Annotated in this window: 18 protein-coding genes and 1 pseudogene; 8 read left to right on the top strand and 11 right to left on the bottom strand. The window is 64.1% G+C overall.

The features are described 5' to 3' along the window. Window positions 1–102 precede the first annotated feature (102 nt). Together rplQ and XANALMUS060_RS02910 are read left to right on the top strand one after the other, a co-directional pair. Entirely contained in the window at window positions 103–486 is a 384-nt protein-coding gene (gene rplQ / locus XANALMUS060_RS02915; protein WP_045726904.1) for a 50S ribosomal protein L17, read from the top strand. A gap of 185 nt (window positions 487–671) precedes the next feature. Then, entirely contained in the window at window positions 672–1,184 is a 513-nt protein-coding gene (locus tag XANALMUS060_RS02910) for a disulfide bond formation protein B (RefSeq protein WP_045737026.1), read from the top strand. 240 nt (window positions 1,185–1,424) lie between these two features. On the opposite strand, the pseudogene XANALMUS060_RS02905 reads toward XANALMUS060_RS02910, so the two are convergent. Then, window positions 1,425–3,562 (bottom strand): annotated as a pseudogene (locus XANALMUS060_RS02905) (TonB-dependent receptor). 30 nt (window positions 3,563–3,592) lie between these two features. Here XANALMUS060_RS02905 and XANALMUS060_RS20460 point away from each other — a divergent pair. Together XANALMUS060_RS20460 and XANALMUS060_RS02900 are read left to right on the top strand one after the other, a co-directional pair. Continuing rightward, the gene (locus tag XANALMUS060_RS20460; protein ID WP_161795372.1) at window positions 3,593–3,775 is read left to right on the top strand and encodes a hypothetical protein; all 183 of its coding nucleotides are present in this window, start codon (window positions 3,593–3,595) and stop codon (window positions 3,773–3,775) included. Then, entirely contained in the window at window positions 3,772–5,169 is a 1,398-nt protein-coding gene (locus tag XANALMUS060_RS02900; protein ID WP_045737025.1) for a 3-deoxy-7-phosphoheptulonate synthase class II, read from the top strand. The genes XANALMUS060_RS20460 and XANALMUS060_RS02900 overlap by 4 nt, the downstream gene beginning before the upstream one ends. Window positions 5,170–5,444: 275 nt before the next feature. On the opposite strand, the gene XANALMUS060_RS02895 is transcribed toward XANALMUS060_RS02900, so the two are convergent. Both XANALMUS060_RS02895 and typA read right to left on the bottom strand, forming a co-directional pair. Then, window positions 5,445–5,927 carry a DUF2127 domain-containing protein gene (locus tag XANALMUS060_RS02895; protein WP_045737024.1) on the bottom strand — a complete coding sequence of 161 codons (483 nt, stop codon included), beginning with the start codon at window positions 5,925–5,927 and terminating at the stop codon, window positions 5,445–5,447. A gap of 12 nt (window positions 5,928–5,939) precedes the next feature. Next, complete coding sequence (typA, locus tag XANALMUS060_RS02890) at window positions 5,940–7,769, bottom strand: translational GTPase TypA (RefSeq protein WP_045726909.1); 1,830 nt, start codon at window positions 7,767–7,769, stop codon at window positions 5,940–5,942. Between the two features lie 202 nt (window positions 7,770–7,971). Here typA and XANALMUS060_RS02885 point away from each other — a divergent pair, with 202 nt between their 5' ends. From XANALMUS060_RS02885 to XANALMUS060_RS02875, 3 genes are all read left to right on the top strand, one after another. Further along, the gene (locus XANALMUS060_RS02885; RefSeq protein WP_045737023.1) at window positions 7,972–8,466 is read left to right on the top strand and encodes a peptidylprolyl isomerase; all 495 of its coding nucleotides are present in this window, start codon (window positions 7,972–7,974) and stop codon (window positions 8,464–8,466) included. A gap of 238 nt (window positions 8,467–8,704) precedes the next feature. Next, window positions 8,705–9,691, top strand: a complete 987-nt coding sequence (locus XANALMUS060_RS02880) for a malate dehydrogenase (protein WP_045737022.1) — start codon at window positions 8,705–8,707, stop codon at window positions 9,689–9,691. A 155-nt stretch (window positions 9,692–9,846) separates the two neighbouring features. Beyond that, window positions 9,847–12,342, top strand: coding sequence for a prolyl oligopeptidase family serine peptidase (locus XANALMUS060_RS02875; RefSeq protein WP_045737021.1), 2,496 nt, complete (start codon window positions 9,847–9,849; stop codon window positions 12,340–12,342). A gap of 215 nt (window positions 12,343–12,557) precedes the next feature. Here the strand turns inward: XANALMUS060_RS02875 and XANALMUS060_RS02870 are convergent, their stop codons facing one another. From XANALMUS060_RS02870 to XANALMUS060_RS02845, 6 genes are all read right to left on the bottom strand, one after another. Continuing rightward, window positions 12,558–13,166, bottom strand: a complete 609-nt coding sequence (locus XANALMUS060_RS02870) for a glutathione S-transferase N-terminal domain-containing protein (RefSeq protein ID WP_045737020.1) — start codon at window positions 13,164–13,166, stop codon at window positions 12,558–12,560. Between the two features lie 129 nt (window positions 13,167–13,295). Then, window positions 13,296–13,757, bottom strand: coding sequence for a cell wall hydrolase (locus XANALMUS060_RS02865; RefSeq protein ID WP_045737019.1), 462 nt, complete (start codon window positions 13,755–13,757; stop codon window positions 13,296–13,298). 291 nt (window positions 13,758–14,048) lie between these two features. Further along, window positions 14,049–15,533, bottom strand: coding sequence for a hypothetical protein (locus XANALMUS060_RS02860; RefSeq protein WP_200893993.1), 1,485 nt, complete (start codon window positions 15,531–15,533; stop codon window positions 14,049–14,051). A gap of 95 nt (window positions 15,534–15,628) precedes the next feature. Further along, window positions 15,629–16,801 carry a glycerophosphodiester phosphodiesterase family protein gene (locus XANALMUS060_RS02855; RefSeq protein ID WP_045737018.1) on the bottom strand — a complete coding sequence of 391 codons (1,173 nt, stop codon included), beginning with the start codon at window positions 16,799–16,801 and terminating at the stop codon, window positions 15,629–15,631. Between the two features lie 563 nt (window positions 16,802–17,364). After that, window positions 17,365–18,282 (bottom strand): glycerophosphodiester phosphodiesterase family protein, encoded by a 918-nt coding sequence (locus XANALMUS060_RS02850; RefSeq protein ID WP_235430309.1) that lies wholly within the window; start codon window positions 18,280–18,282, stop codon window positions 17,365–17,367. A gap of 2 nt (window positions 18,283–18,284) precedes the next feature. Beyond that, the gene (locus XANALMUS060_RS02845) at window positions 18,285–20,792 is read right to left on the bottom strand and encodes a TonB-dependent receptor (RefSeq protein WP_045737017.1); all 2,508 of its coding nucleotides are present in this window, start codon (window positions 20,790–20,792) and stop codon (window positions 18,285–18,287) included. 114 nt (window positions 20,793–20,906) lie between these two features. Here XANALMUS060_RS02845 and XANALMUS060_RS21755 point away from each other — a divergent pair, with 114 nt between their 5' ends. Then, a complete protein-coding gene (locus XANALMUS060_RS21755; protein ID WP_235430307.1) occupies window positions 20,907–22,817 on the top strand; it encodes an ROK family protein in 1,911 nt (636 codons plus the stop codon). A 78-nt stretch (window positions 22,818–22,895) separates the two neighbouring features. On the opposite strand, the gene XANALMUS060_RS02830 is transcribed toward XANALMUS060_RS21755, so the two are convergent. Beyond that, window positions 22,896–24,941, bottom strand: a complete 2,046-nt coding sequence (locus XANALMUS060_RS02830) for an NADPH-dependent 2,4-dienoyl-CoA reductase (protein WP_045737016.1) — start codon at window positions 24,939–24,941, stop codon at window positions 22,896–22,898. A 180-nt stretch (window positions 24,942–25,121) separates the two neighbouring features. Then, complete coding sequence (locus XANALMUS060_RS02825) at window positions 25,122–26,147, bottom strand: zinc-binding alcohol dehydrogenase family protein (protein ID WP_045737015.1); 1,026 nt, start codon at window positions 26,145–26,147, stop codon at window positions 25,122–25,124. Between the last annotated feature and the right edge of the window lie 80 nt (window positions 26,148–26,227).

Raw genomic sequence — 26,227 nt, 5'->3', positions numbered from 1 at the left:
CGGTCAAGGACGGCCGGCTCGGACCATCCGCAGTCCATTTTTCACGCCAGGATGGCGACAGCGATCTCCAACAGCTTCAATCTTTCATAGGAATCCAAGCCCATGCGTCACCAGAAATCCGGTCGCAAGTTCAGCCGCACCAGCGCACATCGCCAGGCGATGTTCTCCAACATGGCGGCGTCCTTGTTCAAGCACGAGTTGATCAAGACCACCCTTCCCAAGGCCAAGGAACTGCGCCGTGTCGCCGAGCCATTGATCACCATCGCCAAGGTCGATGGCGTTGCCAATCGCCGTTTGGCCTTCGCGCGTCTGCGCGACAAGGAAGCGGTGGGCAAGCTGTTCGTCGAGCTGGGCCCGCGTTACCAGTCGCGTCCGGGCGGCTACTTGCGCATCCTCAAGTGCGGTTTCCGCGCCGGTGATAATGCGCCGATGGCGTATGTCGAACTGGTCGATCGCCCGCTCGTGGCCGAGGCTGTCGCCGAGTAAGTCTGTTTACCACGGCAGTAGCAAAAAGCCCGGCATGTCCGGGCTTTTTTGTGTGTGTGCGTACGTGTCTGGCCTAGCAGAAGGCGTTGTGAGTCGTCACGCCAGCTATTCCCACCGATGGATGGCGCATGGTAGGCGAGTGGATGGGGGATAATGATCGAATCGTCGTTGCGAGTCCGATTCCAATGAACCTGTTCCGTTGGCGTTTCCGTGCACAGTTTTTGCTCGGTTTCCTGGTCTGCGCCGCATTGCTTGGTTATGCGATTTTTGTGCAGTTGCAACTGGGCATCGAGCCGTGTCCGTTGTGCATCTTCCAACGGATTGCGTTTGCTGCGCTGGGTCTGTTGTTCCTGATCGGTGCATTGCACGGACCGGTGCGCAGCGCGGGGCGCAAGGTCTACGGTGTGCTGGCATTCCTGGCGGCGGGCGTAGGGGCGGGCATCGCCGCTAAACATGTCTACGTGCAGGTATTTCCCGATCCGATGGCATCGTGTGGCGCGCCGCTGAGCTTTCTGCGGCAGACGCTGGGGCCGTTCGAGGTGATGCGTCGGGTGCTGACCGGCACTGGTGATTGCGGCAAGATCGATTGGCGCTTCCTGGGCCTGTCGATGCCGATGTGGTGCCTGATCTGTTTTGTGGTGTTGGGTGTGTTCGCGTTGTATGCAGGCTTCAAGACCAGGCGGCGCTCGCTGCATTGAGAGTCTGCAGGTGGGGCATTGAGCGTGCGCGGTAGTCGCTGTCGCGATGTCCGTTGATGTCGCATCGGTGGCGTCGGCCTCCGGGCAGTCGCTTACGATTCCGATCCATCGTCTGCAGGCCAGGAGCAAATTGTGCTCCCGGCGCTGTAGCGGCACGTTCCTGGATGTGCCTGATGCCTTTTCTCCGCCTTCCCGCCAGGCCGGCCCGACTCGGGGGCGGCCTGGTGGTCTGCGGCCTGTTTAGAAATCCTGCTGCAGGCTCAGGTAGACGCCACGGCGCGGCGCCCATTGCGGTGCGAAGACGCCGATGCCGCCGCCGTCGCGTAGCTGATAGTGGCGGTCGAGCACGTTGAGGACGGCCAACTGCGCATGCAGCGGATGGCTGCTGCCAAGGCCGAAGTCGTGCCCGGCGCTGAGGTTCAGCTGGAAGTACGACGCGATCGCGCCGCCGTTGGGTACGCCGTTGGCGTCGGTGCGCAAGCCAGTGCCGAACAGGTAGTTCGCGCCGATCCGGCTATCGTCGGCCAGGGCATAGGTGATGCCGCCGGAAGACGTCAGCTTCTGGTCGTGGTCGAGGTGGATCCAGTGGTCGTACACATAGGCCAGCGCATCCGGATCGAAGTTGTACAGACTGGTCATCACCTGCTTGCCCATCGCCTTGCTGTAGGCCGCGTTGAAGTAGGCGTTGACCGGGCCATTGCTGTAGTCGGCGCTGAATTCGGCGCCACGGATACGGCCGTAGCGGTAGTTGAAGGTGGAATAGACGTAGGCGGCGCCGAACTGGCCTTCGTCCTGCAAGCGATCGACTTTGCGGTAATAGGTGTCCAGGCCCAGGGTGAGGTGGTCGCCAACGGCCTGCGAGATTCCCAGGTCGAAGTAGTTGCTGCGCTCGCTCAGGGGCGTGGTCGGGCCGCCTGCGGCCGATTGCTGATTGGTGGTGCCGTCGTACAAGGCGATGTCGCTGGTGGAGATCAGCTCGCTGGCTGGCGGGGTGAAGTAGCGTGCATAGCCGGCATGCAGGGTGGTGCTGTCGCTGGCATGCCAGACCACGCCCAGGCGCGGGCTGAGCTGGCCCTCGGTGATGCCGAAGGCTTTGTAGCGATCGCCGCGCACGCCGTAGTTGATGGTCCAGGCATCGCTGGGCTGCCACTCGTCCTGCAGGTAGACCGCATAGGTGCTGGCGCGGAAGCGGCTGGCATCGGGAATGAACAGCGGCACATCGCTGCTCTGGCTGCCGTCGTCGTTGGCCGGGAAGACGTAGGCGTTATTGCTGGCGATGGCGTGTTCGAAATTGCCGTACACGCCATAGCGCAGGGTGTGCGTTCCGCCCCACGGGGTGGAGAAATCGGCTTGTACGGTGTTGGCGCGGTTGCTGCGCTGGACCTGCGAGGCGACACCGTTGAAGATCAGGTCGCCGGCGATGTCGGGGGAGAACGCGACGCTGCTGTAGCGTTGACCGGCCGACAACTGATAGTTGGTGGTGCCTAGCTCACCCTGCAACACCAGGTTGCCGAAGCGGGTGTTCTCGCGTTGCTTCTCGTTGAGTTGCGAGGAATCGAAGTCGCTGTTGCCCAGATAGGTGAACGCGGGCGTTTGCCCCGGGTTATTGGGGATCTGGAAGCGGTTGTTGGCGTAGCCGACCATCAGGCTGAGCCGGGTGTTTTCGTTGGCTGGGTGTTTTCGTTGATCAGGTAGCCGAGATCGGCGAAGGCTTTGCCCTGGTGGGTTTTGTCGTGGTACGGATTGCTGCTATCGGTCGGGTTTTCCAGGCCGATGCGGTTTTGCAGGTAGTTGCCGCTGCCGAACCAGCTGAGACGACCTTCGCTGCCCCACCAGGAGGCATTGGGGTTGAGTGTGCCGTAAGAGCCGGCGGTGATGCCGACGCTGCCGCCGTTACCCAGTTCAACGCCGTTTTTCGTGGTGATGTCGATGACCGCAGCGGTGCGGTCGCCGAACTGCGCCGGCAGTGCGCCGTCGAGTAGGCGGATGTTCTTGATCGTGCGCGGGTCCAGACTCTGGCCGAAGCCGGAGATGGATTCGGGAATCATCACGCCATTGATGCGGTATTGCAGATTGGCGTGGTCGCCGCGCACGTGGATGCCGCCATAGGAGTCCTGGACTACGCCCGGCGCCTGCAGTAGCACCTGGTTGAGCGGCGTGGAGGCGCCCAGCGGCAGGCGGTCGATATCCTCGGCGGTGATCGCGTATTGGCTGCTGCCGATGTCCGGCGATAGCGCGTTGCGCGCGGCTTCGAGTTTGGCGGTGACGGTGACTGGGTCCAGGTCGACAGCCGTGTTGGAGGCGTCGGCAGCGAGGGTGAGTCCCGGGGTAGCCAGTAGGACCAGGGCAATAGCAGTGGTGAGAGCGCGGGGTGTCATGACAAGGCGAGCCAGAGAGAAAGTAAAGATATGTTACTAGATAACATTCAATGTTCGGGGCGCCGTTCGCGTCAGTCGGAAGTCATGGCGGTGAAGGTTGCGTTACTCGCCATTCAGATCAGTGCCGATTTCGTCGTGTTCCGGCGCGTGTCGCGCTATGCGTCGCGCTCTGGCTCTGCGAACATCGCAAGCTTCCAAGGAGACCTTTCATGACGCTGTCCGCCTCCGTCCCTTTTTCCGAATCCGCCACATCGTCTTGGTCGCCCGCGAGTTGGCGTGGCAAACCTGCGCTGCAGATGCCGGTGTATCCGGATCAGCAGGCACTGGAACAGACGCTTGGGGAGCTGCGCGAATTGCCGCCGCTAGTGACCTCGTGGGAGATCTTTGCGTTGAAAAAACAGTTGGCCGAGGCGCAGGAAGGTAAGCGTTTCCTACTGCAGGGCGGCGATTGCGCGGAGAACTTCAGCGACTGTGCCCCCAGCACCATCTCCAATCGGCTCAAGGTGCTGCTGCAGATGAGTCTGGTGTTGGTACATGGTCTGCGCCTGCCGGTGGTGCGCGTCGGTCGTTACGCTGGCCAGTATGCCAAGCCACGTTCGGCCGACATGGAGACCCGCGATGGCGTGAGCCTGCCCAGTTATCGTGGTGATGTGGTCAATGCGCCGGAATTCACCGCGCAGGCGCGCGTACCGGACCCGCGACGCATGATCACCGCGCATTCCCGCTCGGCGATGACGATGAACTTCGTGCGTGCGCTGATCGATGGCGGTTTCGCCGACTTGCACCATCCCGAGTACTGGAATCTGAATTGGGTGGGTTACTCGCCGCTGGCCGACGACTACCAAAAGATGGTGGCCTCGATTGGCGATGCGGTGCGCTTCATGGAAACGCTGTCGGGCGCGCAGCTATACAATCTCAATCGGGTCGATTTCTACACCTCGCACGAGGCGTTGCTGCTGCCCTACGAAGAGGCGTTGACCCGCGAGGTGCCGCGGCAGTGGGGTTGGTTCAATCAGAGTACGCATTATCCCTGGATTGGTATGCGCACTGCGGCGCTGGATGGCGCGCATGTGGAATATTTTCGTGGCATCCGCAATCCGATTGCGATCAAGGTTGGGCCATCGGCGCAGCCGGATCAGTTGCTGCGCCTGATCGACGTGCTCAACCCGGAGGACGAGCCGGGCCGGCTGACCTTCATCCATCGTATGGGGGCAACGCAGATCGCCGAGAAGTTGCCGCCACTGTTGGAGGCCGTCTGTCGCGATGGCCGCCGCGTGTTGTGGGTGTGCGATGCGATGCACGGCAATACCGAGAGTACCAGTAACGGTTACAAGACCCGGCGCTACCAGAACGTGCTGGACGAGGTGGAACAGTCGTTCGACATCCATGCCGCGACGGGAACCCGTCTGGGAGGCGTGCATCTGGAATTGACCGGCGAAGATGTCACCGAGTGCATCGGCGGCGCCCGCGAACTGACCGAGCGCGACCTGGAACGCGCGTACCGCTCCAGCGTGGATCCGCGTCTGAACTACGAGCAGTCGCTGGAGATCGCGCTGGCGATCGTGCGCAAGCAGAACGGGCGCGGTTCACCGTCGCTGTCGGTCTGACTGTCGTTGTGGCATCGCGCAGAAAGGAGCGCCTCATAACGTCTGCGTTTCGATCCGGTTCCGTTGGCGGGCAGATACACGACAGATCCGCGTAGCGCTGATCCTGGGCTCCTCGCGTGGTGGTTCTCGCGGTGCATTGCTGGACACATGCACAGGCACGACGGATTGCGGCGCCCAGACTCCCTGGAGTTCACGGGCACTTGCAAGAAGGCTGATTGGGGACACTTGGCGCGTTTCGTGTGTAAATGGAGACAGCGCCAGCACTGCGTTTGCAGTCAGGTGATGGAGCGTCGTCGCCGTCGCACCAGGTCGCGTGCCAGGATGCCGACCACCGCGAGGTTGATCGCCAGCACGGCCCACGAGGCCCAGCCGTGATGCCGCACGATCGCGTAGACGTCGAACGGCAGGTAGATGGCGGCGGAGATGCAGCCCAGCAAGGAGGCCCATGCCTTGGCGCGCCACAGACCCCAGGCTTCGATGATATGCAGTGCGCCGTAGGCGAGCATGCCGGCGGCAGCCAGATGCACCGCGCCGGGGCTGATCATGTTCAACAGCGATGGCAGTGCGCCGTGATCCGGATCCAGGCTGAAGCGCACGATCAGCCAGTCCACCCCCGCGCGCAGCGGAAGTGGACCCAGTAGTTCCAGACCCGTGGCCGCCAGCACCGCGAGCAGACCTTTGCCGGCCTCCAGCAGTGCGATCACGTGCAGGCCCGGGTGCGCGTGTGGATCCGGGTTGTACGCTTTGTTGGCGGCCATGGGGTGGGGCGATCAGCCAGCGCGACCGGCGCGCTTGCGCTCGTTCTCGGTCAGGTGCTTCTTGCGCAGGCGGATCTCCTTCGGCGTGACTTCGACCAGTTCGTCGTCCTCGATGAAGTCCAGCGCCTGTTCCAGCGTGTACTTGATCGCCGGCGTCAGTTTGATCGCGTCGTCCTTGCCCGAGGCGCGCATGTTGGTCAGCGGTTTGGTCTTGATCGCGTTGACCGTCAGGTCGTTGTCCTTGGAGTGGATGCCGACCAGCTGGCCTTCGTACACGTTGTCGCCTTCGGCAGCGAACAGGCGGCCGCGTTCTTCCAGCGGTCCCAGCGCGTAGGCGGGCGTGGCGCCGGGGGCGTTGGCGATCATCACGCCGTTCTGGCGCTTGGCGATCGCGCCCTGTTCCTTCGGGCCGTAATGGTCAAACACGTGGAACAACAGGCCCGAGCCCTGGGTCAGGGTGCGGAACTCGTTCTGGAAGCCGATCAAGCCGCGCGCCGGAATCATGTAATCCAGGCGCACGCGGCCCTTGCCGTCGGGCTCCATGTTCTTCAGCTGACCCTTGCGGATCCCCAGCTTCTCCATCACGCCACCTTGGTGCTGCTCTTCGATGTCGACCACCAACTGTTCGACCGGCTCCATTAGCTTGCCATCGATTTCCTTGATGATCACTTCCGGGCGCGACACGGCCAGTTCGAAGCCTTCGCGGCGCATGTTTTCGATCAGCACCGACAGGTGCAGTTCGCCGCGGCCGGACACCAGGAATTTATCGGCGTCTTCGAGCTGTTGCACCTTCAGCGCCACGTTGTGCACGGTTTCGCGTTCCAGACGATCCTTGAGCTGGCGGCTGGTCAGGAACTTGCCTCCGGACAGATCCTTGTTGCCGGCGAATGGCGAATTGTTGACCTGGAAGGTCATCGAGATGGTCGGTTCGTCCACGGTCAGCGGTGGCAGCGCTTCAGGAGTATCGAGCGCGCACACGGTGTCGGAGATGGTCAGCTCCTGAATGCCGGAGATGGCGACGATGTCGCCGGCTTGCGCGCTGTCTTGCTCGATGCGCTCCAGGCCCAGGAAACCCAACACTTGCAGCACCTTGCCCTGACGCTTCTTACCTTCGCGGTCGATCACCGACACCGGCATGTTCTTCTTCAGTACGCCGCGCTGGATGCGGCCGATGCCGATCACGCCGACGAAATTGTTGTAGTCCAACTGGCTGATGCGCATCTGGAAAGGACCGTCCGGGTCCACTTCCGGTTTCGGCGCATGGCGCATGATCGCTTCGTACAGCGGGGTCATGTCGCCGTCGCGCACGGAGTCTTCCAGGCCGGCATAACCGTTCAGCGCCGAGGTGTAGACGATGGGGAAGTCCAACTGCTCGTTGGTCGCGCCGAGCTTGTCGAACAGGTCGAACACCTGATCGATCACCCAGTCCGGACGCGCACCGGGGCGGTCGATCTTGTTGACCACCACGATCGGCTTGAAGCCCATCGCGAATGCCTTCTGCGTCACGAAGCGGGTCTGTGGCATCGGCCCGTCCATCGCATCGACCAGGATCAGCACCGTGTCCACCATCGACAGTACGCGCTCCACTTCGCCGCCGAAGTCGGCGTGTCCGGGAGTGTCGACGATGTTGATGCGGTTCTCGCGCCAGGTGATGGCGGTGTTCTTGGCCAGGATGGTGATGCCGCGTTCCTTTTCCTGGTCGTTGCTGTCCATCACCCGCTCGGCTAGCACCGTGCGCTCGGACAGTGTGCCGGACTGCTTCAGCAGGCAGTCGACGAGGGTGGTCTTGCCATGGTCGACGTGGGCGACGATGGCGATATTGCGGAGATTTTCGATGGACATGCGAAAGGGGGCCAGCCGGCGCCAGGAATGAAGAGAGTAAGCTCGCTAGTATACCTGCATCTGGTCGTGGCTGCCGGTATGTTGCGGCGGTGGCCGAGCGAGTGCGTTCGTGCGGTGATCGTCAAGGTGGGGCAGAGCCCGAACGGACTGGCGTGTATCCCTATGCCTCCTTCATGACGCCCCCGTTTCCTAGAGGAACCCCATGTCTCTGATTGCCCATTTCGACACCGCCCGCGGCACGATCAAGATCGAGTTGTATCCCGACAAGGCGCCGCTGACCGTGGCCAACTTCGTCAACCTGGCCAAGCGCGGCTTCTACAACGGGCTGAGTTTCCATCGCGTGATCGCCGACTTCATGATCCAGGGCGGTTGCCCGGAAGGTTCCGGTCGCGGCGGCCCGGGCTACCGTTTCGAGGACGAGACCGACAACGGTGTGCGCCACGACCGCGGCGTGTTGTCGATGGCCAACGCTGGCCCCAGCACCAATGGTAGCCAGTTCTTCATTACCCACGTCGCCACGCCGTGGTTGGATGGCAGGCACACCGTGTTCGGCAAGGTGATCGAGGGTCTAGAGGTCGTGGATAGCGTCGCTCAGGGCGACGCGATCAACACGATCACCATCGAAGGCGATGCCGAGGCGGTGCTGGCGGCCAAGGCCGACCGTGTCGCCGAGTGGAACCGTCTGCTCAGCGCTTGATCCTTGCGGGCCGCGCGGCCAGCCCCGTGGCCGGTCGCGTCGGGCCCGCGTGTTACGCATGCGCCCGGTCGCCGCGTCGTCGCTGTGCCAGATAGTGACGGCGTGTCGATCCCGGCGTTTGGCCTGCACGCGTTCGAACATGGCGCCAACACAGCGTCGAGCGTGTGGCTGCCGCCCTTGCTTTATCCCGGTCTCCTGACCAAATTCGTCTCACTCTTTACTTAGCAGAGGAACCCCCATGAAAGCACCCGTCCGTGTTGCCGTGACCGGCGCTGCCGGCCAGATCGGCTATGCCCTGCTGTTCCGCATCGCTTCCGGTGAAATGCTGGGCAAGGATCAGCCGGTGATCCTGCAGTTGCTCGAATTGCCCATGGAGAAGGCTCAGGCCGCGCTGAAGGGCGTGATGATGGAGCTGGAAGATTGCGCGTTCCCACTGCTGGCCGGCATGGTCGGCACCGACGATGCCGACGTCGCGTTCAAGGACGCCGACATCGCCCTGCTGGTGGGCGCGCGTCCGCGTGGTCCGGGCATGGAGCGCAAGGATCTGTTGCTGGAGAACGCGAAGATCTTCACCGCGCAGGGCGCGGCGTTGAACAAGGTCGCCAAGCGCAACGTCAAGGTGCTGGTGGTCGGCAATCCGGCCAACACCAATGCTTACATCGCCATGAAGTCGGCGCCCGACCTGAACCCGAAGAATTTCACCGCGATGCTGCGCCTGGACCACAACCGCGCGTTGAGCCAGCTCTCGACCAAGCTCGGCAAGCCGGTCGGTGGCATCGAGAAGCTGGTGGTGTGGGGCAATCACAGCCCGACCATGTACCCGGACTACCGCTTCGCCACCGCCGACGGCGCTTCCATTGCCGAGGTGATCAACGACCAGGCATGGAACGCTGGGACCTTCATTCCCACCGTGGGCAAGCGTGGCGCGGCGATCATCGAAGCACGCGGTTCGTCCTCGGCGGCCTCCGCCGCCAACGCCGCCATCGATCATGTGCGCGATTGGGTGCTGGGTAGCCATGGCAAGTGGGTGACCATGGGCGTGCCGTCCGATGGTTCCTACGGTATCCCGGAAGGGGTGATGTTTGGCTTCCCCGTGATCACCGCCAACGGCGAGTACACCTTGGTCAAGGATCTGCCGATTGACGCGTTCAGTCGCACCTACATCGACAAGACCCTGGCCGAACTGGAAGAAGAGCGCAGCGGCGTGGCCCATCTGCTGAGCTGATCGTTGTCGCGATGGTGAGGTCACGAAACGCCGGGCATTGCCCGGCGTTTCGCATTTTGAGACAGCGCGCACCGGACGCGTATGCCGTTGGTACGTGTCGCGGTCGCGAGCCGATGTGCTACGTTGCCAGCGCCATTTTTGAGGGGTACCGGATCATGCTCATGCCGTTACGTTGGATCGGCGTGCTGGCGCTTGCCAGTGCGTTGCCTGTCCTCGCTCATGCCGCCGATGCCGGTTATCGACAACCGCCCGAGCCGCTGTTGAGCGTGATGCGTGCACCGCTCAATCCCTCGCCGCGATTGGACCCGACCGGCACGACGCTGTTGCTTGTGCAGCGCCAGGCGTATCCGCCGATTGCCCGCGTCGCCGAGCCGTACCTCAAACTGGCGGGGGTGCGCGTGGAGCCCCGTACCCACAGCCGTCACGACATGTCCAGCGGCTACGGGATCCGCGCGTGTCTGGATGGCTTTAGCCTGGTCGATGTGGCCAGTGGTCGCCAGACCGCGGTGAACCTGCCTGCCGGTGCCTGTCCGGCGCAGCCGGTGTGGTCGCCGGATGGCCGCCGCTTCGCTTTCAACAACACCGCCGCCGACCGTGTCGAACTGTGGGTGGGCGATGTCGCCAGCGGCGCCGTGCATCGCATCGATGGTGTGCAGCTCAATCCAGTGCTGGGTGGCGAAATCCAGTGGCTCGGTGGCAGTCAGGCGCTGCTGGTGCTGACAGTGCCGCAGGATCTTGGGCCGGCGCCGGTCAAGGCGGCGGTGCCGCCGGGGCCGGAGGTGAAGGAGACGAGCCGTGGCAAGGGCGAGAGCAGCACCTACGAGGCGCGCGACACGCTCTCCAGTCCAGAGGACGAAGCGCAGTTCACGTATTACGCGACCTCGCAACTGATGACCGTCGATGTGGCCAGCGGGCAACAGCGCAAGGTCGGTGTCCCGGCGTTGTATTCGGTGGTCGATGGCGCGCCGGACGGTCGCCACGTGCTCGTGCAGCGCCTGCAGCGCCCTTATTCCTATGTCACCACCTATGGCCGGTTTGCGCATGACGTGGCGGTGATGGATCTGGCCGACGGCAGCGAACGGGTGCTGGCGCAGTTGCCGGTGGCCGATCGGGTGCCGGTGCAAGGCGTGCCGATCGGGCCGCGCGCGTATTCCTGGCGTGCCAACCAGCCGGCCACCCTGGTCTGGGCCGAGGCCCTGGATGGTGGCGATTGGAAGGCCACTGTGCCAGCGCGCGACAAGCTGTTGACCCTGTCGGCACCGTTTACCGGCAAGCCGCGCGAATTGGCGCGGGTGACCCAGCGCTATGCCGGTTTGAGCTGGTTCGCACAGGGCGGGCAGGCGCTGCTGGACGAAGTCGATCAGAACCGCCACTGGCGCCGCACCACGCTGTTGGATACCGACCATCCAGGTAGCGCCGGGCGGGTGTTGTTCGACCTGTCCATGGACGACTTGTACGCCGATCCCGGTAGCCCGGTCATGCGCCTGCTGGCGAATGGCGAGCGGGTCTTGCAGGAGGACCATGGTGCCCTGTTCCTGGAAGGGCAAGGCGCCACGCCGTCCGGTGATCGTCCGTTCCTGGATCGCTACGACTTGGCGACCGGCAAGACCCAACGTCTGTTCCGCAGCGATGCGAACGTGGACGAGATATTCGCTGGCTTTGCCGGTGACGACCCCACGCGGTTGCTGACCTGGCGGCAGTCCCCGGTGGATCCGCCGAACATCTATCTGCGCACGTTGGGCCAGCCACAACCGAACGCGGCCGCTGGCGAGGTGGCGTATGCCTCCAGCCTCGTGCCCGTCACCCATTTCCCCGACCCGACGCCGTTGGTGCGCCAGATCAAGAAGCAACTGGTGACGTATACCCGCAAGGATGGCGTGGAATTGTCCTTCACCCTGTATACGCCACCCGGCTACAAGGCGGGGACACGGTTGCCGGCGATCCTGTATGCCTATCCGCTGGATTATGCCGATGCTTCCAAGGCCGGTCAGGTGAGCGGTGCCGAGGCGCGTGATTTCACTCGCCTGCATTCCTACCAACTGTTGTTGCTGGCCGGCTACGCCATTATCGACGATGCCGCCTTTCCGATCGTTGGCGACCCCAAGAACGCCTATGACACCTACCTGCAGCAACTGGTGGAAAATGCCCAGGCTGCGGTGGACAAGGCGGTGGCGCTTGGAGTGGTGGACCGCGACCGGATCGGTGTGACCGGCCACAGCCATGGCGCGCTGATGACGGCCAACCTGCTGGCGCATACCGATCTGTTCCGTGCCGGCGTCGCCACCAGTGGCAGCTACAACAAGACCCTGACCCCGTTCGGTTTCCAGAGCGAGCGCCGCTCGTTCTGGACTGCGCCGCAGGTCTACGCGCAGGCCTCGGCGTTCTTCCACGCCGACAAGATTAATGAGCCGCTATTGATCGTGCATGGCATGGACGACGCCAACCCTGGCACCGAAACTACTCAGGCGCCACGCCTGTTCCAGGCGATCCGCGGCAACGGTGGTACCGCGCGATTGGTGCTGTTGCCGTTCGAGCCGCACTGGTACACCGCACGCGAGTCGAACGAGGACGTGGTGGCGGAAATGCTGGAATGGTTCGACCGCTACGTGAAGCATGCGCCGCCGCGAGCGGCGGCGGTCAAGACCAAGTAATCGTCCATCGGCATGGCACGGACGGCACTATTGCGCCGCTCCGCCCATGTCGTTCCCGCGCGGTCTTGCCGTTGGCTTGATAACGTGCGCGGCAACCCAATCCACCGGCCGCTGCCGCGTGCTCGCTCTTGACCTTGCTGGCGAAGATTCACCGCGCGCTGGACGGCTGAGGCGCGGTGGCGTCGCCGCGCACACCGCGCGCCGCCGTGCCTTGGTCAGCTCAGGCCTTCGGCCTGCAGTGCGGCTTGCACCTGCGGATCGGCGGACATCCGCTCGAAATGCAGTTGCAGGTTGGCGCCGAGCGGAATCTGCTGCGCGCGCGCCCAACGCATGGTGACGAACAGGTAGGCGTCGGCAACCGAGCGCTGCATGCTGCCCAGCCAGCTCTTCTGTTCCAGCGCTGTGTCCACGCGCGCGTACAGCGTGCGCACCCGCTCGCGCGCATGCTCCTGAGTACGTGCGATTGCCGCTGGGTCGTCCAGGTAACGGGTGCTGCCGAACAGAGGAGGGAAGGCCATATGCAGATCGGTGTTGAGGAACGCCAGCCAGCGTTGCACCTCGGCGCGTCCGCGTGGGCTGCCGTCACCGACCAAGTGCGCGTCGGGAGCTAGATCGGCGATGTAGTTGAGGATCGCCGAATTCTGGGTGAGGACCCAGTCGTCCACCTGCAGCGCCGGCACCGCGCCTGCGGGATTGAGGGCCAGATAGGCGGGTGCCTTCATCGCGGCGGCATCGAGCAGTTGCAGTTCGAACGGCAATCCCGCCCAGCGCAGGGCGATGTGATCGGCTAGCGAACAGGCGCCAGGCTTGGCATACAGTTTCATTGCAAGGACTCCACAAGGTGATCGGGAGGCAAGAGCCTACCCGCAGTGTGGGGTACTTGGCGATGACCGCACGCGTTGACGGTGAGGCCACAGAACCTGCGACCCGTGCAGCGTAAGCGCGCTGAAGACTCAGGACGCGTTGCGTGGCCGTAACTTCTGAACGCGGTAGAACGTATGGTCCCCGATGGTGGCGACCTGATAGGCATTGCGCCAATTGGGACTGGCGATCGCATTGGCGACGAAATGGCTGGCACCGGGCACGATTTCCTTGCGCCTGCCTTGCGGAAGCGCCCAGTTGCGCTCCGCAGCGAAGGCGACCTTGACCGCATCGGCCCAGGCGTCGTTGTTTTTCAGTTCGGTGCCTGGTTTCACCAGCGTCGGAGCGAACTGCTTGCGCGCAGTCACGACCTGACACATCGAATCCCCCCACAGGCCGCTGTCCAAGCGTCGCAGTGCGACTTCGGCGACGGCTTGCTGCCCGCGCAAGGTCTGATCGCGGGCTTCCAGATACACGGTGGTACTCAGGCACAACGAGTCGGCGGCAGGTTGCGGTAGCAGTTGCGATAGCCAGAGAATCCAGGCCAGTTTCATATTACTCCTTGCTCCGTATGGGTCGTCGCGGTGCTGCGCCGGATGGCGCGGCAAGCGAGACGACTTGGCGTCATGGGGAGGCGGCCTGTCACGTGCCGCCCGGGTGCCGGCGTCATCGAGAGTCCGGCGGATCCGCCAAGGTGGATGGCGGATCGGAAGTGGCGCGCACAATAGGGGCCGGTTCCCCAATCGCAACTGAACTATGGCGCTTGACAGAGGTCACCCTTCCTGGGTTTCCACAATGCCGCCGCGCCCAGCAGCGCGATGGCGGGTTGGAGCGCCGCGATGGGCTCAGGGGAATTGTCGACGTTGCATCACCATGGCGTACACCTTGACCACCGGATCGGCGTGTTCGCGCAGTTGCGCGAGCCGCTGGTCGCGATCCGGCCAGCGCTGCACTTGGTTGGCCACCACCTTGAGATCGCCGAACCAGGTGTCGTGGTCATGCGCGTAGTACGGGCCGGACAGCAGCGGCGCGAGCATGCCGATGCCACGCTCGCGCGCGGCGCTGGCGGGTGCGTACTCGAGATAACGCAGCAACTCGCGCAGGCGCGCGCGCTGCACGCGACCGCTATCGTCGTTGCTCGCAGTTTGCTGCAGCACACCGTGGTCGAGCTGATCGAGGAATTCCATCGACGCCTTTTCCACATCGGCATCGCTCCCGTGAACCGAGGGATCCAGCAATTGCATGCGAATGTTGTGGCCGGCCTGGCGGATCAGCGAGACCGCCTGATCGTTGAGTGACGGTGTGGCGGCTGGCGGTGCGTCCACGATGCGATCATCTGCCAGTTCGGCGACGAACATTTGCTCCAGCATCCAGTGGTTGCCCAGTACGCTGGCCGGGCAGCGGGTCTGCGCCAGATGTGCCGCAACATAGCCACGGTAGGCGCGTTGCAGCCGCTCGCGCAAGGCGGGGTCTTGCAGTTGTTGCAGCAGCAGCGGCATGTCGCCGGCGACGCTCAGTTCGGTGGCGGTGAAGCCGGGATCGTCGTTGCGAATGCGCTCGAACATGCGCACCAGGCTGCCGGCGAGCTGTACGTGTCCCGCACTCTCCAGCGGCGCACCGGCGAGGACCATCTTCAGTGCCGGGGCTACGTCGGTTTCGTGTTGCGCCGCGTCCACGCGTTTGGCTAGTGCTACCGCGCGTGCTGCGGCTTGCGGTGGCTGCAGCGCGGTGGCCAGCGCATACGTCGGCCTGGGGTCGTCCAGGTAGGCGGCATCGCAGTTGCCTGGTTGCGGTGCCGGCAGGCTAGCGAACAACGTTTCTGGTTGTGCGGGAGGAGCCAGTTGCGCCGCTCGCGTCTGCAGCGACAAACGGTCCAGTCCGGCAGTATTGGGCGGTTGCAGTTCGTCGCTGTGCTCTTCGCTGAAGTAGCCGACGCTGGCCAGACCGGGCAGACGCCGTTGTGCGCGCTCGGCAAGGAGGGAGGCTTGTTGTACCAGCTGTTGTGTTGCCGCAGCGCGGTTGTTGTCCGTGTTCGGTGGGATGTCCGGGGAGGCGGCGATGCGCAACAGCACGTCGGCCTGGAAGTCGGCTGGCAGTGCTTGCGCTGCGGCGAGGACGTCCCGCGCTGCAGGGCCTGGCACGCTGCCGCTGGCGGTGGGCGAGGCGGATGCTGGCGCAGGCATCTGCATTTTTTCGACGCTGGTGCGCTGGTGTGTTGCGGCGTTGTTCTGCGCGCTGTGTGCGGTTGCCGCGCGTTGCAGCAACGGCACGCTGGCCCCAGCGATCAGCAGCGCCAGCACCAGATAACGGGGACGGAGAACGGAATGCATCAGCGGATGCTCCTGGAAGGAATAGGATGGCTGCACGGCGCAGGGGCGCCGTGCAGTGTCGGGAAGCGACGCTCCCCGGCGCGACCAAGCAAAGGTCAGTGGTACAACGAGGTGTTGCGGTTCAAGTTGGCAGCGATCACGCCAAGCGGATCGTCGGTGATGATGCTGGTGAAGCCTGCGACCACCTGCGATCGGAAGTCTGGACGATCGTCCGCGATCTCATTGCCGAAGTACTTGGTGGTCGACAGGTAGTCGTCCAACGACGCACAGCAGGTACCGTTGGTGCGCACGTAATGGCGACCATCGTGGTTGCGGAAGCGGTACTCCGGCACTGGCGAGAATGCGCCGAGTGCATATCGTTGCGCTTGCTTATCGGCCAGTAATTCGGCGGTCGGGTCGCTACGGCGCGGCTGTTTGTTGCCGATCTCCAGCCAAGCGAAGCGGCCATGGTTCATGTTTTTTGCTTCGTTGATCCAGGCGTTGACGCGGCAGAACGGTATGTTGGGTGTGGTCGAGCCGCATAAACCGATGTAACCGCCGTCGGCGAGGTTATCCATGTCGCGTGCGTAGATGGTCGGCGCGAACCAAACGCCCTTGGTGTAGGTTTCGATGCTGTAGGGAGTCGCTGCCACCAGCGATGCGCTGAACTTCAGCACCACCTGGTTTTCCATGTGAAAGTTCTTGACGATGTCTGCCGCGCGCGAGACATCGTCCAAGGTCTTCAGGTCAAGCACCACGACCATGTGGTTGGCGCCATTTAAGACAGTATTCAACGCTGTTTCCAGCGCTGTTGGATGGAAGTGGGTAGGGGCAAAGAACCTGTCACGCAAGTACGCATAGTCAAAATCTTGGTTGTGCATGGTGCGGATGTCGGGGTCCCAGCCGACTGGATTGGTCGCCGGCTGGAAGATGTTGAAGTTTGGATTGTGGTCGATTACACGGCCAGCGTTCTGGTCGTGAAACAGCCAGAGTTGGCCGTCGGCATTCTGCTTGACGTCCAGTTCGATCGCTTCGATGTCGTGCCTGTAGGTATTGATGATCGAGCAGATGGAATTTTCCGGACAGCCTCGACGGATCACCCCGCGATGCGAGATCACGACGATATTGGGGCTGTGCACTTCAGGGGATGCATAGGGGTTCACCAGTACGTTGAGGATGAATTGCGGATTCCAGTCGTTTTCAGCCGATGCTAGGCCGGACAGCGCTGCCAAGGACACGAAGGCGAACGTCAAGCTGAGGGTTTTCAAGCAATTTCCGAGCAGTTTCATGAATTCTCTTCCGTTCAGTAGTGGATGGAATGAAGTGAAACAAGCACAACGCCGCCGCAATTGTTTGTGCATATGCGTCATCGTTTGTGGCGGATTGCTCTAAGCGACGGGCGTTGTTCTGATGTTGGATGTTGCATGCCGCCCGTCTGAGAAACGTTGCGCGCGGTCATTGCGCGGTGTCGTCAGCATTGCGGCAGATGCAGATGACAATCGCGTGTCGGTGACGTGCAGTGGGCGCTCCGTTCGTCGGTTGGAGCATGGATGCGCCACGCATGCGCGATGCGTGCGCAGTGGATTCAATACGTCACGTCGGCGGTATCACGCAGCGCGCGCTGGCCGGTGTCGTGTGTAGACATATGCATTGATCTGCCGCTGGCGATGTCATTGCCAGCGCGTTGGGGTACGGGCGCGTGCGTTGCGCAAGTTCGCGCCGGGCGATGTTCAATCGGATGCAATCGCCTGCATTGCATCAGGCCGCAGTGTTTGCTGCGATGAGAGCGCCCATGCCTGACGACGCCGCGCGTACGTGTTGCACGGCCATCGCCAGGATGTGGGTCGATTGGCTACCGTGTCGTGTCTGTCGCGTGCAGGTAGTGTTGGAGTGCCGACACTTCGTCGGTCTGTATCATGCTCACGCCGGAGTTGCGCAGCGCGCCCCAGACGCTGGCTGGATCGCGTAGTGCGCCTTGGTCGGTGTAGTGGGCCGACAGCCGCATTGGCCGGCCGCTGGCGATGTCGTTGGTCATCGTGTTGACGAACAGGCGTGCGTGCGGTGCCAGTTCGTGTTGGGCGATGCTCAGTACCGCGGGGTCGTCGAACATCAACTGCACAACGGTGGGTCGCAGCGCCGCAGCGCGGCGCAACGCCTGCTGCGGCGACAATGCGCAGTCGCGCTGCAAGTACAGTACTTGCACCGCGATGTCGGCTTTGCGCGCGCGTTGCAGGGCGGCCTCTGGTACGTCCAGCGGCACGTTCAACAACACATCGCGTTGCGCGCCAGCGGCCTCGACTTCATCCATGATCTGATCCAGTGACGCCGCTTTGACGTCCAGGTTCACCAGTACGTGGCCGTGCGCCAGGGCCAACGCTTGCGACAGCGTCGGTGGATGTCGCTCGGTCAGTGTGCTGGCGCTACCGCCGCCCTGGCTGCGCACGCGCAGTTCGGCGATGTGCGCCGCGTCCAGGTCGGCCACCGCGCCGTGGCCGTCGGTGGTGCGGTCCACGGTTGCGTCGTGCATCAGCACCAGTGCGCCGTCGCGGGTGGTGCGGACATCGATCTCGACCATGTCCACGTCATGCGCGATGCACGCGGCGATGCCGTCCAGCGTGTTCTCCGAGGCGAATTTCCAGCACGCACGGTGCGACACCACCAAGGCTTCGCCATGCGGGTCGCGCAGGCGATCGGGCAGGCTCGGCGTCGCGGCCATGGCCATCATCGGCAGCGAGATTGCCACGCTCATCAGGAGTTTGCGGCAGTGCATGTTCACCATCTCCAGGTCAGCGAGGCGTTGTAGTTGCGGCCGAAGATCGGTCGCGCGTAGATCGCATCGGAGGTGCCTTGTCCGGACAGCGTGTCCACGCGGGCGTTGCCTTCGGTCAGGCCGAGGTCGTTGCCGACGTTGGCCGCGTGCAGTTGCAGTTCCAGATGGTCGCTCAGTTGCGCGAACACGCCCAGGTCGTAGGTGGTGTAGGCGGGCAGGGCGGTGGCATTGGTGTAGTCGACGTAGCGTTGGCCCATGCGGTACGCGGTGGCCGATACTTGCAGCGGACGACCGGCGATGTCGAAGTACAAGGTCGGGCTGAGCGAGGCCATGAACTTGGGAATGCGCGCGATCTGCTTGCCGTCCAGGTTGCCGTAGCTGATGCCGGTGGTGGCATTGCTCAGGCCGCGCGTTTGCGGGTCTTGTAGCGTGACCGACCCGGTGATGCCGAACAGCGGCAATGGACGCCAGGTGAACTCCGATTCCAGACCCACGGTGCGGGTCTTGCCGACCAGTGCCAGGTTCTGCACCGCGCCTGCATCGTTGAGCACGATCGCGCTGATCGACAGCGCGTTGAAGCGGCTCCAGAAGCCTACGGTGGAGAACGAGAAGGTATCGCCGAAGCTGCCGCGCAGGCCAGCCTCGGCCTGGTCGATGTCGGTGACCGCCGCGTTCTGGGTCTGGTAGACGTTCTGCAACCGGGGCAGGCGTTGCGATTGGGTGTAGCGCGCGAACGTTTGCAATTGCGGGGTGAGCGCGAATTCGGCGCCGAGCGTCCACTGCGTGGCATGGCGGTGATCCGTGCGTGGGCTGAACGCACCGCTGAGGCCACCGACATTGTCATCGGCCAAGGTGGTCGCATCGCCCAGGTTGCGGGTGGTATTGGCGTACACGCCGCCGCCGGCGTTGTAGCGGGTGTAGCGCACGCCGGCATCCAGGCCGAGGCGGCCAAGGCGGAGCGAATCCCACAGGTACGGCGACAGGTAGGTGCCGTTGGCGAAGCCGCTGGTGACGCCGTTGCCATAGCGCACGAAGCCGTTCTGTGTGACCGAGCCGACCACGTTGCCCGCTGCGTCGTAGGCCAGCACATCCAGCCGCTGTGCGTTGTTCTGCAATGTGGTGAGCACGGTATTCTGCAGCCGGTCCTGTTCGTATTCGAAGTGCTGCACGTTGATGCCGGCAGTGAGGGTGTGCTTGCCCAGCGCCGATTCGTCGAACGCCTTGCTCAAGCGCAGATCGTCCGACAGCGTGCGCAGATGGGTGCGTGCGTTCCACAGCCCGCTTTCCAGCACCAGGCCGTCGGCTGCGGTGGGGTCGTAGGCGGCACCGTTGCGGTCGAGCACATAGCCGACCTGGGCGACGCGATTGCCGAACCCGTTGCGCGCGCGACCAAGCTGGGTGCCCAGATAGGCGTTCGCATCGTAAGGCGCCGCACCGGAAAACAGCGAGGTGTAGTCCACTTGCGCATCGACGAAGCGCATGCGGTTGTTCAACGTCACGCTATCGGTCAGGTTCCACTCCAGGTGCGTGCCGAGTTGTTTGACCTTGTTGTGGATGCCGTCGGCCAAGTCCAGGTTGCGCGCTTGCGTGGTGTTGCCGTTGAAGGTCAGCGCGGTGGTGTGGCGCAGGTCGTCGGACAGCAGCGTGCCGTCTAGCGGGTCGATTAGGGTGGACAGCGACTGCGAGGGATTGCGTGGGTCGGCGAGCGGGATCGGGTTGTAGAACGCGGTGTGGTCGTTGAGGTATTTGGCATCCACGTCCAGGACCGCGTCGTCCATCAGGAAGGTCAGGTTGCCGCGCAACTGGCCGCCCTGGTCGGCGGTGTAGCCGGTCCGGCGCAGGCCGTCGTCGCTGCGGTGGTAGCCGCCGATGCTGTACAGCACATTCTCGCTGAGTGGGCCTGAGCTGTAGGCATCCTCGCGGCGCAGGCCGTCGCTGCCGACGGTCATGCGCACCGCGCCTTCGGGCGTGGCGGTGCCATGGCGGGTGATGGCGTTGACCGTGCCGCCCGGTGCGTTGGTCGCGAACAGCGGCGAAGTGCCGCCGCGTACCACTTCCAGGCGCTCGGTCATCATGTCCAGCGCGAACAGCGTGTCGACGTTGAAGAAGCTTTCCTGCGGTTCGTCGAACAGGGTCATGCCGTCTTCCTGGTACTGCACGTAATACCAGCCACCGGCAGGCAAGCCGCGCACGTACAAGTTCTGCCCGCCGCCCTGCCCGCCGGAGGGCTCGGCCGAGAAGCCGGGCACCGCGCGCAGCATGTCCACGCTGCTGGTCGGCGTGGTGCGATCCAGTCGTTCCTTGGACAGCACGCTGATTGCGAACGGCGCGTCTTTCTGCGACTGGCCTTGCGGCGTGCCGGTGACCACGATCTGGTCCAGCGTGGTGGTGCTGTCGGCGGGCGGTGCTGCGGGTGCCGCCGGTGCTTCGGCATGCACGGCAGGAGCGGCGGAAAGAATGGATGCGAGCGCCAGGGCCAGCAGGCTCGGGTGCAGGTGAGTGGAATGCATGAAACCCCCATTGTAATGTGGATGGGGGTAATACTATTTACCATGTATGAAACTTGTATGTCGACATGCTAGCGTGGTTCGATTCGCGCTCTCGCCGTCTTGTCTAGCCTGTCCATGCTGCATCCCGATTTCCCGCCGCGCCTCAGCGCTGGCGGTCGCCAGTTGCTCGATCGTGTGTTCAAGACCGGGGTGCAGACGCAAGCGGCGTTGAGCCGGGATCTGGATGTGTCGCAGCCCACCGTGGCGCGCTTGCTGGGAGGCTTCGTCCAGGAGCGCATGGTCCTGCTCAGCGCTCGCGTTGCTGGCGGACCCGGCAATCCCAGCGTGGACGTGCGTCTGGCACCGGATTACGCCTATGCGTTCGGCATCGGCCTGATGGGCGACGTGGTGGCGCTGGCGCTGGTCGATTTCGCTGGTGGGGTGCGCGGCCAGCGGCGGATCGCGCTGGCGGATATGCGTCGCGCGTCGGTGCTGGCGCACTTGCTGCGGTTTCGCGCGGAACTTCTAGCCGAGACCGGGGTAGACCCGACGCGGATCGTCGGTGCAGGCATGGCGATTTCGGCATTCTTCAGCGGGCAAGGCCAACAGATGGTCGGGCCGCCAACGCTGGAGGATTGGACCCAGGTGGAACTGGCTCCGATTCTGGAAGAGGCGTTGGGTTACGCGGTCATCGTCGAGAACGATGGCGCGGCCGCGGCCGTGGCTGAGAGCCTGTACGGAGTCGGCCGGGACTGCCGCGATTTCGTCTATCTGCACCTGACCAACGGCTTTGGCGGCGGCATCATTGCCGATGGCCGTCTGTTCCGTGGCCATCGTGGCAATGCCGGCGAGTTCGGCGGCATCTGGACCGTTGGCGGGATGGCCTATCCGAACCTGGACGCGTTGCTGGCGTTGGTGCGCGCGGCAGGCCAGGACTACATGGGTGTCGAGCAGATGCTGGGCGCGATCGATGCTTACACGCCGGGCGTGGACGCCTGGTTGGACATGGCTGAGGCGCCGTTCGCGCAGTTGTGCGCGTACCTGGCCTACACCCTGGATCCGCAGGCCATCGTCATCGGGGGACGGCTACCGGCGGCGATCGGCACGCGCCTGATCGAGCGCATCCGCATCCCCCGTGCACCCAATCGACATCCGGATTACGCCTATGCGTTCGGCATCGGCCTGATGGGCGACGTGGTGGCGCTGGCGCTGGTCGATTTCGCTGGTGGGGTGCGCGGCCAGCGGCGGATCGCGCTGGCGGATATGCGTCGCGCGTCGGTGCTGGCGCACTTGCTGCGGTTTCGCGCGGAACTTCTAGCCGAGACCGGGGTAGACCCGACGCGGATCGTCGGTGCAGGCATGGCGATTTCGGCATTCTTCAGCGGGCAAGGCCAACAGATGGTCGGGCCGCCAACGCTGGAGGATTGGACCCAGGTGGAACTGGCTCCGATTCTGGAAGAGGCGTTGGGTTACGCGGTCATCGTCGAGAACGATGGCGCGGCCGCGGCCGTGGCTGAGAGCCTGTACGGAGTCGGCCGGGACTGCCGCGATTTCGTCTATCTGCACCTGACCAACGGCTTTGGCGGCGGCATCATTGCCGATGGCCGTCTGTTCCGTGGCCATCGTGGCAATGCCGGCGAGTTCGGCGGCATCTGGACCGTTGGCGGGATGGCCTATCCGAACCTGGACGCGTTGCTGGCGTTGGTGCGCGCGGCAGGCCAGGACTACATGGGTGTCGAGCAGATGCTGGGCGCGATCGATGCTTACACGCCGGGCGTGGACGCCTGGTTGGACATGGCTGAGGCGCCGTTCGCGCAGTTGTGCGCGTACCTGGCCTACACCCTGGATCCGCAGGCCATCGTCATCGGGGGACGGCTACCGGCGGCGATCGGCACGCGCCTGATCGAGCGCATCCGCATCCCCCGTGCACCCAATCGACATGGCCTGGCGCCACCGCTGCCGCAGGTGTGCATTGCGCGCACGGTCGGCGATGCGGTCACGCTCGGTGCGGCGCTTATGCCGCTGCAGCGCGCCTTTTTCGTCTGAGTCGCTTTCGTCTGAGTCGCTGGCCCGGCGCGCCGTGCATTGGCGTGTGGCCGCCATCGCCCGACACAGCGCCGATTGCTACAGGCGCGCCGCCAACCAACTGCCTTGGGCGATGGCACGTTTGGCGTCCAGCTCCGTTGCAAGGTCGGCGCCGCCGATCAGGTGCGGAGTGCATCCGGCGGCTAGCAGCGCTGTCTGCAGCTCACGCCGTGGTTCCTGGCCGGCGCAGACCACGACGGTGCCGACCTTCAGTAACTGCTCGATGTTGTTCACCCGGATCCGCAGGCCGGTGTCGTCCATGCCCAGATACTCGACCCCACCGAGCATGGTCACGCCCTTGGCCTTCAGTGCGGCGCGATGGATCCAGCCAGTGGTCTTGCCTAGCCGCGCACCGGGACGGCCCGGGCTGCGTTGCAACAGCCAGACGCTGCGCACCGGCGGTTCCGGGCTCGGCTTGCACAGTGCGCCGCGTCCCTCGAACTGCGGATCCACGCCCCATTCGGCCATCCAGCGCGCCGGGTCCAGTGCAGTCGATGCACCGGCATGTACGAGGAATGTGCCGACATCGAAACCGATGCCGCCGGCCCCGATGATCGCGACCTTGTCTGCCACCTGCACCTGTCCCCGCAGCACATCCAGATAGCTGACCACATGGGGGTGGTCGGCGCCGGGGAAATCCACCTTGCGCGGCACGATACCGGTGGCCAGCACGACTTCGTTGAAGCCGGCCAGCCGCGCTGCATCGGCGGCGGTGTGCAGACGCAGTTCGACCCCGGTGGTGTCCAGCCTATGGCGAAAGTAGCGCAGGGTCTCGTGGAATTCTTCCTTGCCGGGGATCCGCTTGGCCAGGTTGAACTGGCCGCCGATCTCGGCGGCGCTGTCGAACAGGGTGACGTGGTGTCCGCGTTCGGCGGCCACGGTGGCGCAGGCCAGGCCGGCCGGGCCTGCACCGACCACGGCGATGCGCTTGGGTGTGCGGGCCGGCACGTAGTTCAGTTCGGTTTCGGCGGCTGCACGCGGATTGACCAGGCAACTGGCGGTCTTGTTCTCGAACACGTGGTCCAGGCAAGCCTGGTTGCAGGCGATGCAGGTGTTGATCGCCTGCGCCTGACCGCGTTGGGCCTTGTTGACCCATTCCGGGTCGGCCAGCAGCGGCCGCGCCAGCGAGACCATGTCGGCGCCGCCGCTGGCGAGGATGCGTTCGGCCACGTCGGGCATATTGATACGGTTGGTCGCGATCAGCGGCACGCGCAGGTGCGGCTTGAGCTTGGCGGTGGCCGCGGCGAAGGCGGCGCGCGGTACCGAGGTGGAGATGGTCGGTATGCGTGCCTCGTGCCAGCCAATACCGGAGTTGATCAGGGTCGCGCCGGCCGCCTCGATGGCCTGGGCTTGCGTCACGATCTCCTGCCAATCGCTGCCGTTCTCGACCAGGTCCACCAGCGAGAGTCGATAGATGATGATGAAGTCCGGCCCGCAGGCGGCGCGGATGCGGCGCACGATGTCCACCGCGAAGCGCATGCGCCGGGCCGCGTCGCCGCCCCAGGCATCGTGGCGGCGGTTGCCGCGCGGTGCGAGGAATGTGTTGATCAGATAGCCTTCCGAGCCCATCACTTCGACGCCGTCGTAGCCGGCTTCGCGCGCCAGCCGCGCCGCGTGCGCATAGGCGTGGATCTGGCGCTCGACCCCGCGCTCGGACAGGGCACGCGGGGTGAATGGCGTGATCGGCGCCTTCAGTCGCGATGGTGCTACCGACAGCGGGTGATAGGCATAGCGCCCGGCATGCAGCAATTGCAGGCAGATCTTGGCCCCGTGCGCATGCACCGCAGCCGTCACCTGTCGATGCGGACGCACCTCCCAGGACCAGGACAGCTTGCTGCCAAAGGGCTTCAGCCAGCCAACGATGTTCGGTGCGAAACCGCCGGTGACGATCAGCCCGACACCGCCAGCGGCGCGTTCGGCGAAGTAGGCGGCCAGCTTCGGGAAGTCGCGGGCCCGATCCTCCAGCCCAGTGTGCATGGAACCCATCAGCACCCGGTTACGCAACTGCGTGAAGCCCAGATCGAGCGGGGCGAACAGATGCGGATAGGTGGCGGGGGAGGCGGGATGACCGGAGGTCGATGACATGGCGGAGATACGCTTGCGTATGGCCGGCAGGTTGCCTCGAAATCCCCGCTGCGGCAAGTGGGCGAGAGACGGATGGAGCGGCGGCGCTGTGTCTGCCGTCAGTCCCTATGCGTAGAGTCAGATCATCGGCCGCAATGGTTCTCTGCCGTGGCCAATGCCGCACCTACCGGGTTGCCGTGTTCACTCCCAGCCGGCCAGCGCCAACTTGCCGATGGTGCTCCCCGATTCCAAACGCCGATGTGCTTGACGCAGGTTGGTCGCGTTGATCGGGGTCAGGGTTTCGGTCAGCGTGGTGCGCAACGCACCGGCATCGACCAGGCTGGCCGTGCGCGCCAGAATGCGGTGTTGTTCGATCATGTCCGCCGTGCGAAAGCGTGGGCGCGCGAACATCATTTCCCAATGGATGCCGATGCACTTGGCTTTGTACGGATCGCCGATGTGCAGCGGTCCAGTCGGCTCGACGATCAGCCCGACGTGGCCCTGTGGCGCGATTAGCTCGCCCAACGCCTGCCAATAGCGGTCGGTGTCGGCCAGGTTCAGCGCCGCGTCCACTTGCTCGATGCCCAGCTCCTGCAACTGCGGTGCAAGCGGTTGGCGATGGTCGATCACGTGGTGCGCACCCAGTTGCAGGCACCAATCGCGGGTTTGGGCGCGCGAGGCGGTGGCGATCACATTGAAGCAGGCGTGCCGCGCCAATTGGATCGCGATCGAGCCGACTCCACCAGCGCCGCCGATCACGAGCAGGCATAGGCCGCGATTGCGCGCGTCGTCGAAGTCGAACGGCATGCGTTGGAACAGCAGTTCCCAGACGGTCAGCGTGGTCAGCGGCAGTGCCGCAGCCTGGGCGAAATCCAGCGTGGTCGGTTTGCGCGCGACGATGCGCGCATCGACCAACTGATATTGCGCATTGCTGCCGGCGCGGGTGATGTCGCCAGCGTAGTACACCTCGTCGCCGGGTTCGAAGCCCTCGGCATGTGGGCCGACCGATTCGACCACACCAGCGGCATCGTAGCCCAGCACCTTGGGCTGGGTTTCCAGCAATGGTTTAGGTGCGCGCACCTTGGTGTCCACCGGATTGACCGACACCGCCTCCACCCGGACCAGCAGGTCGAAGCCGGTAGGCGCGGCTGGCATGGGCAGGTCCATGTCTTGCAGTGACTGCGGATCGTCAATCGGCAGGTATCGGGTGAGGGCGACCGCTTTCATTGAAGACTCCTGGGTATTGGGAGAAGGGGGCGATGCCATGGTTCGGGCAGTGGCCGCAGGCAGCAGATTGCGCGCAACGA

The organism is Xanthomonas sp. MUS 060, assembly GCF_000963215.1.
Lineage (GTDB): Bacteria > Pseudomonadota > Gammaproteobacteria > Xanthomonadales > Xanthomonadaceae > Xanthomonas_A.
This window is presented reverse-complemented; position numbering and strand designations above follow the sequence as displayed.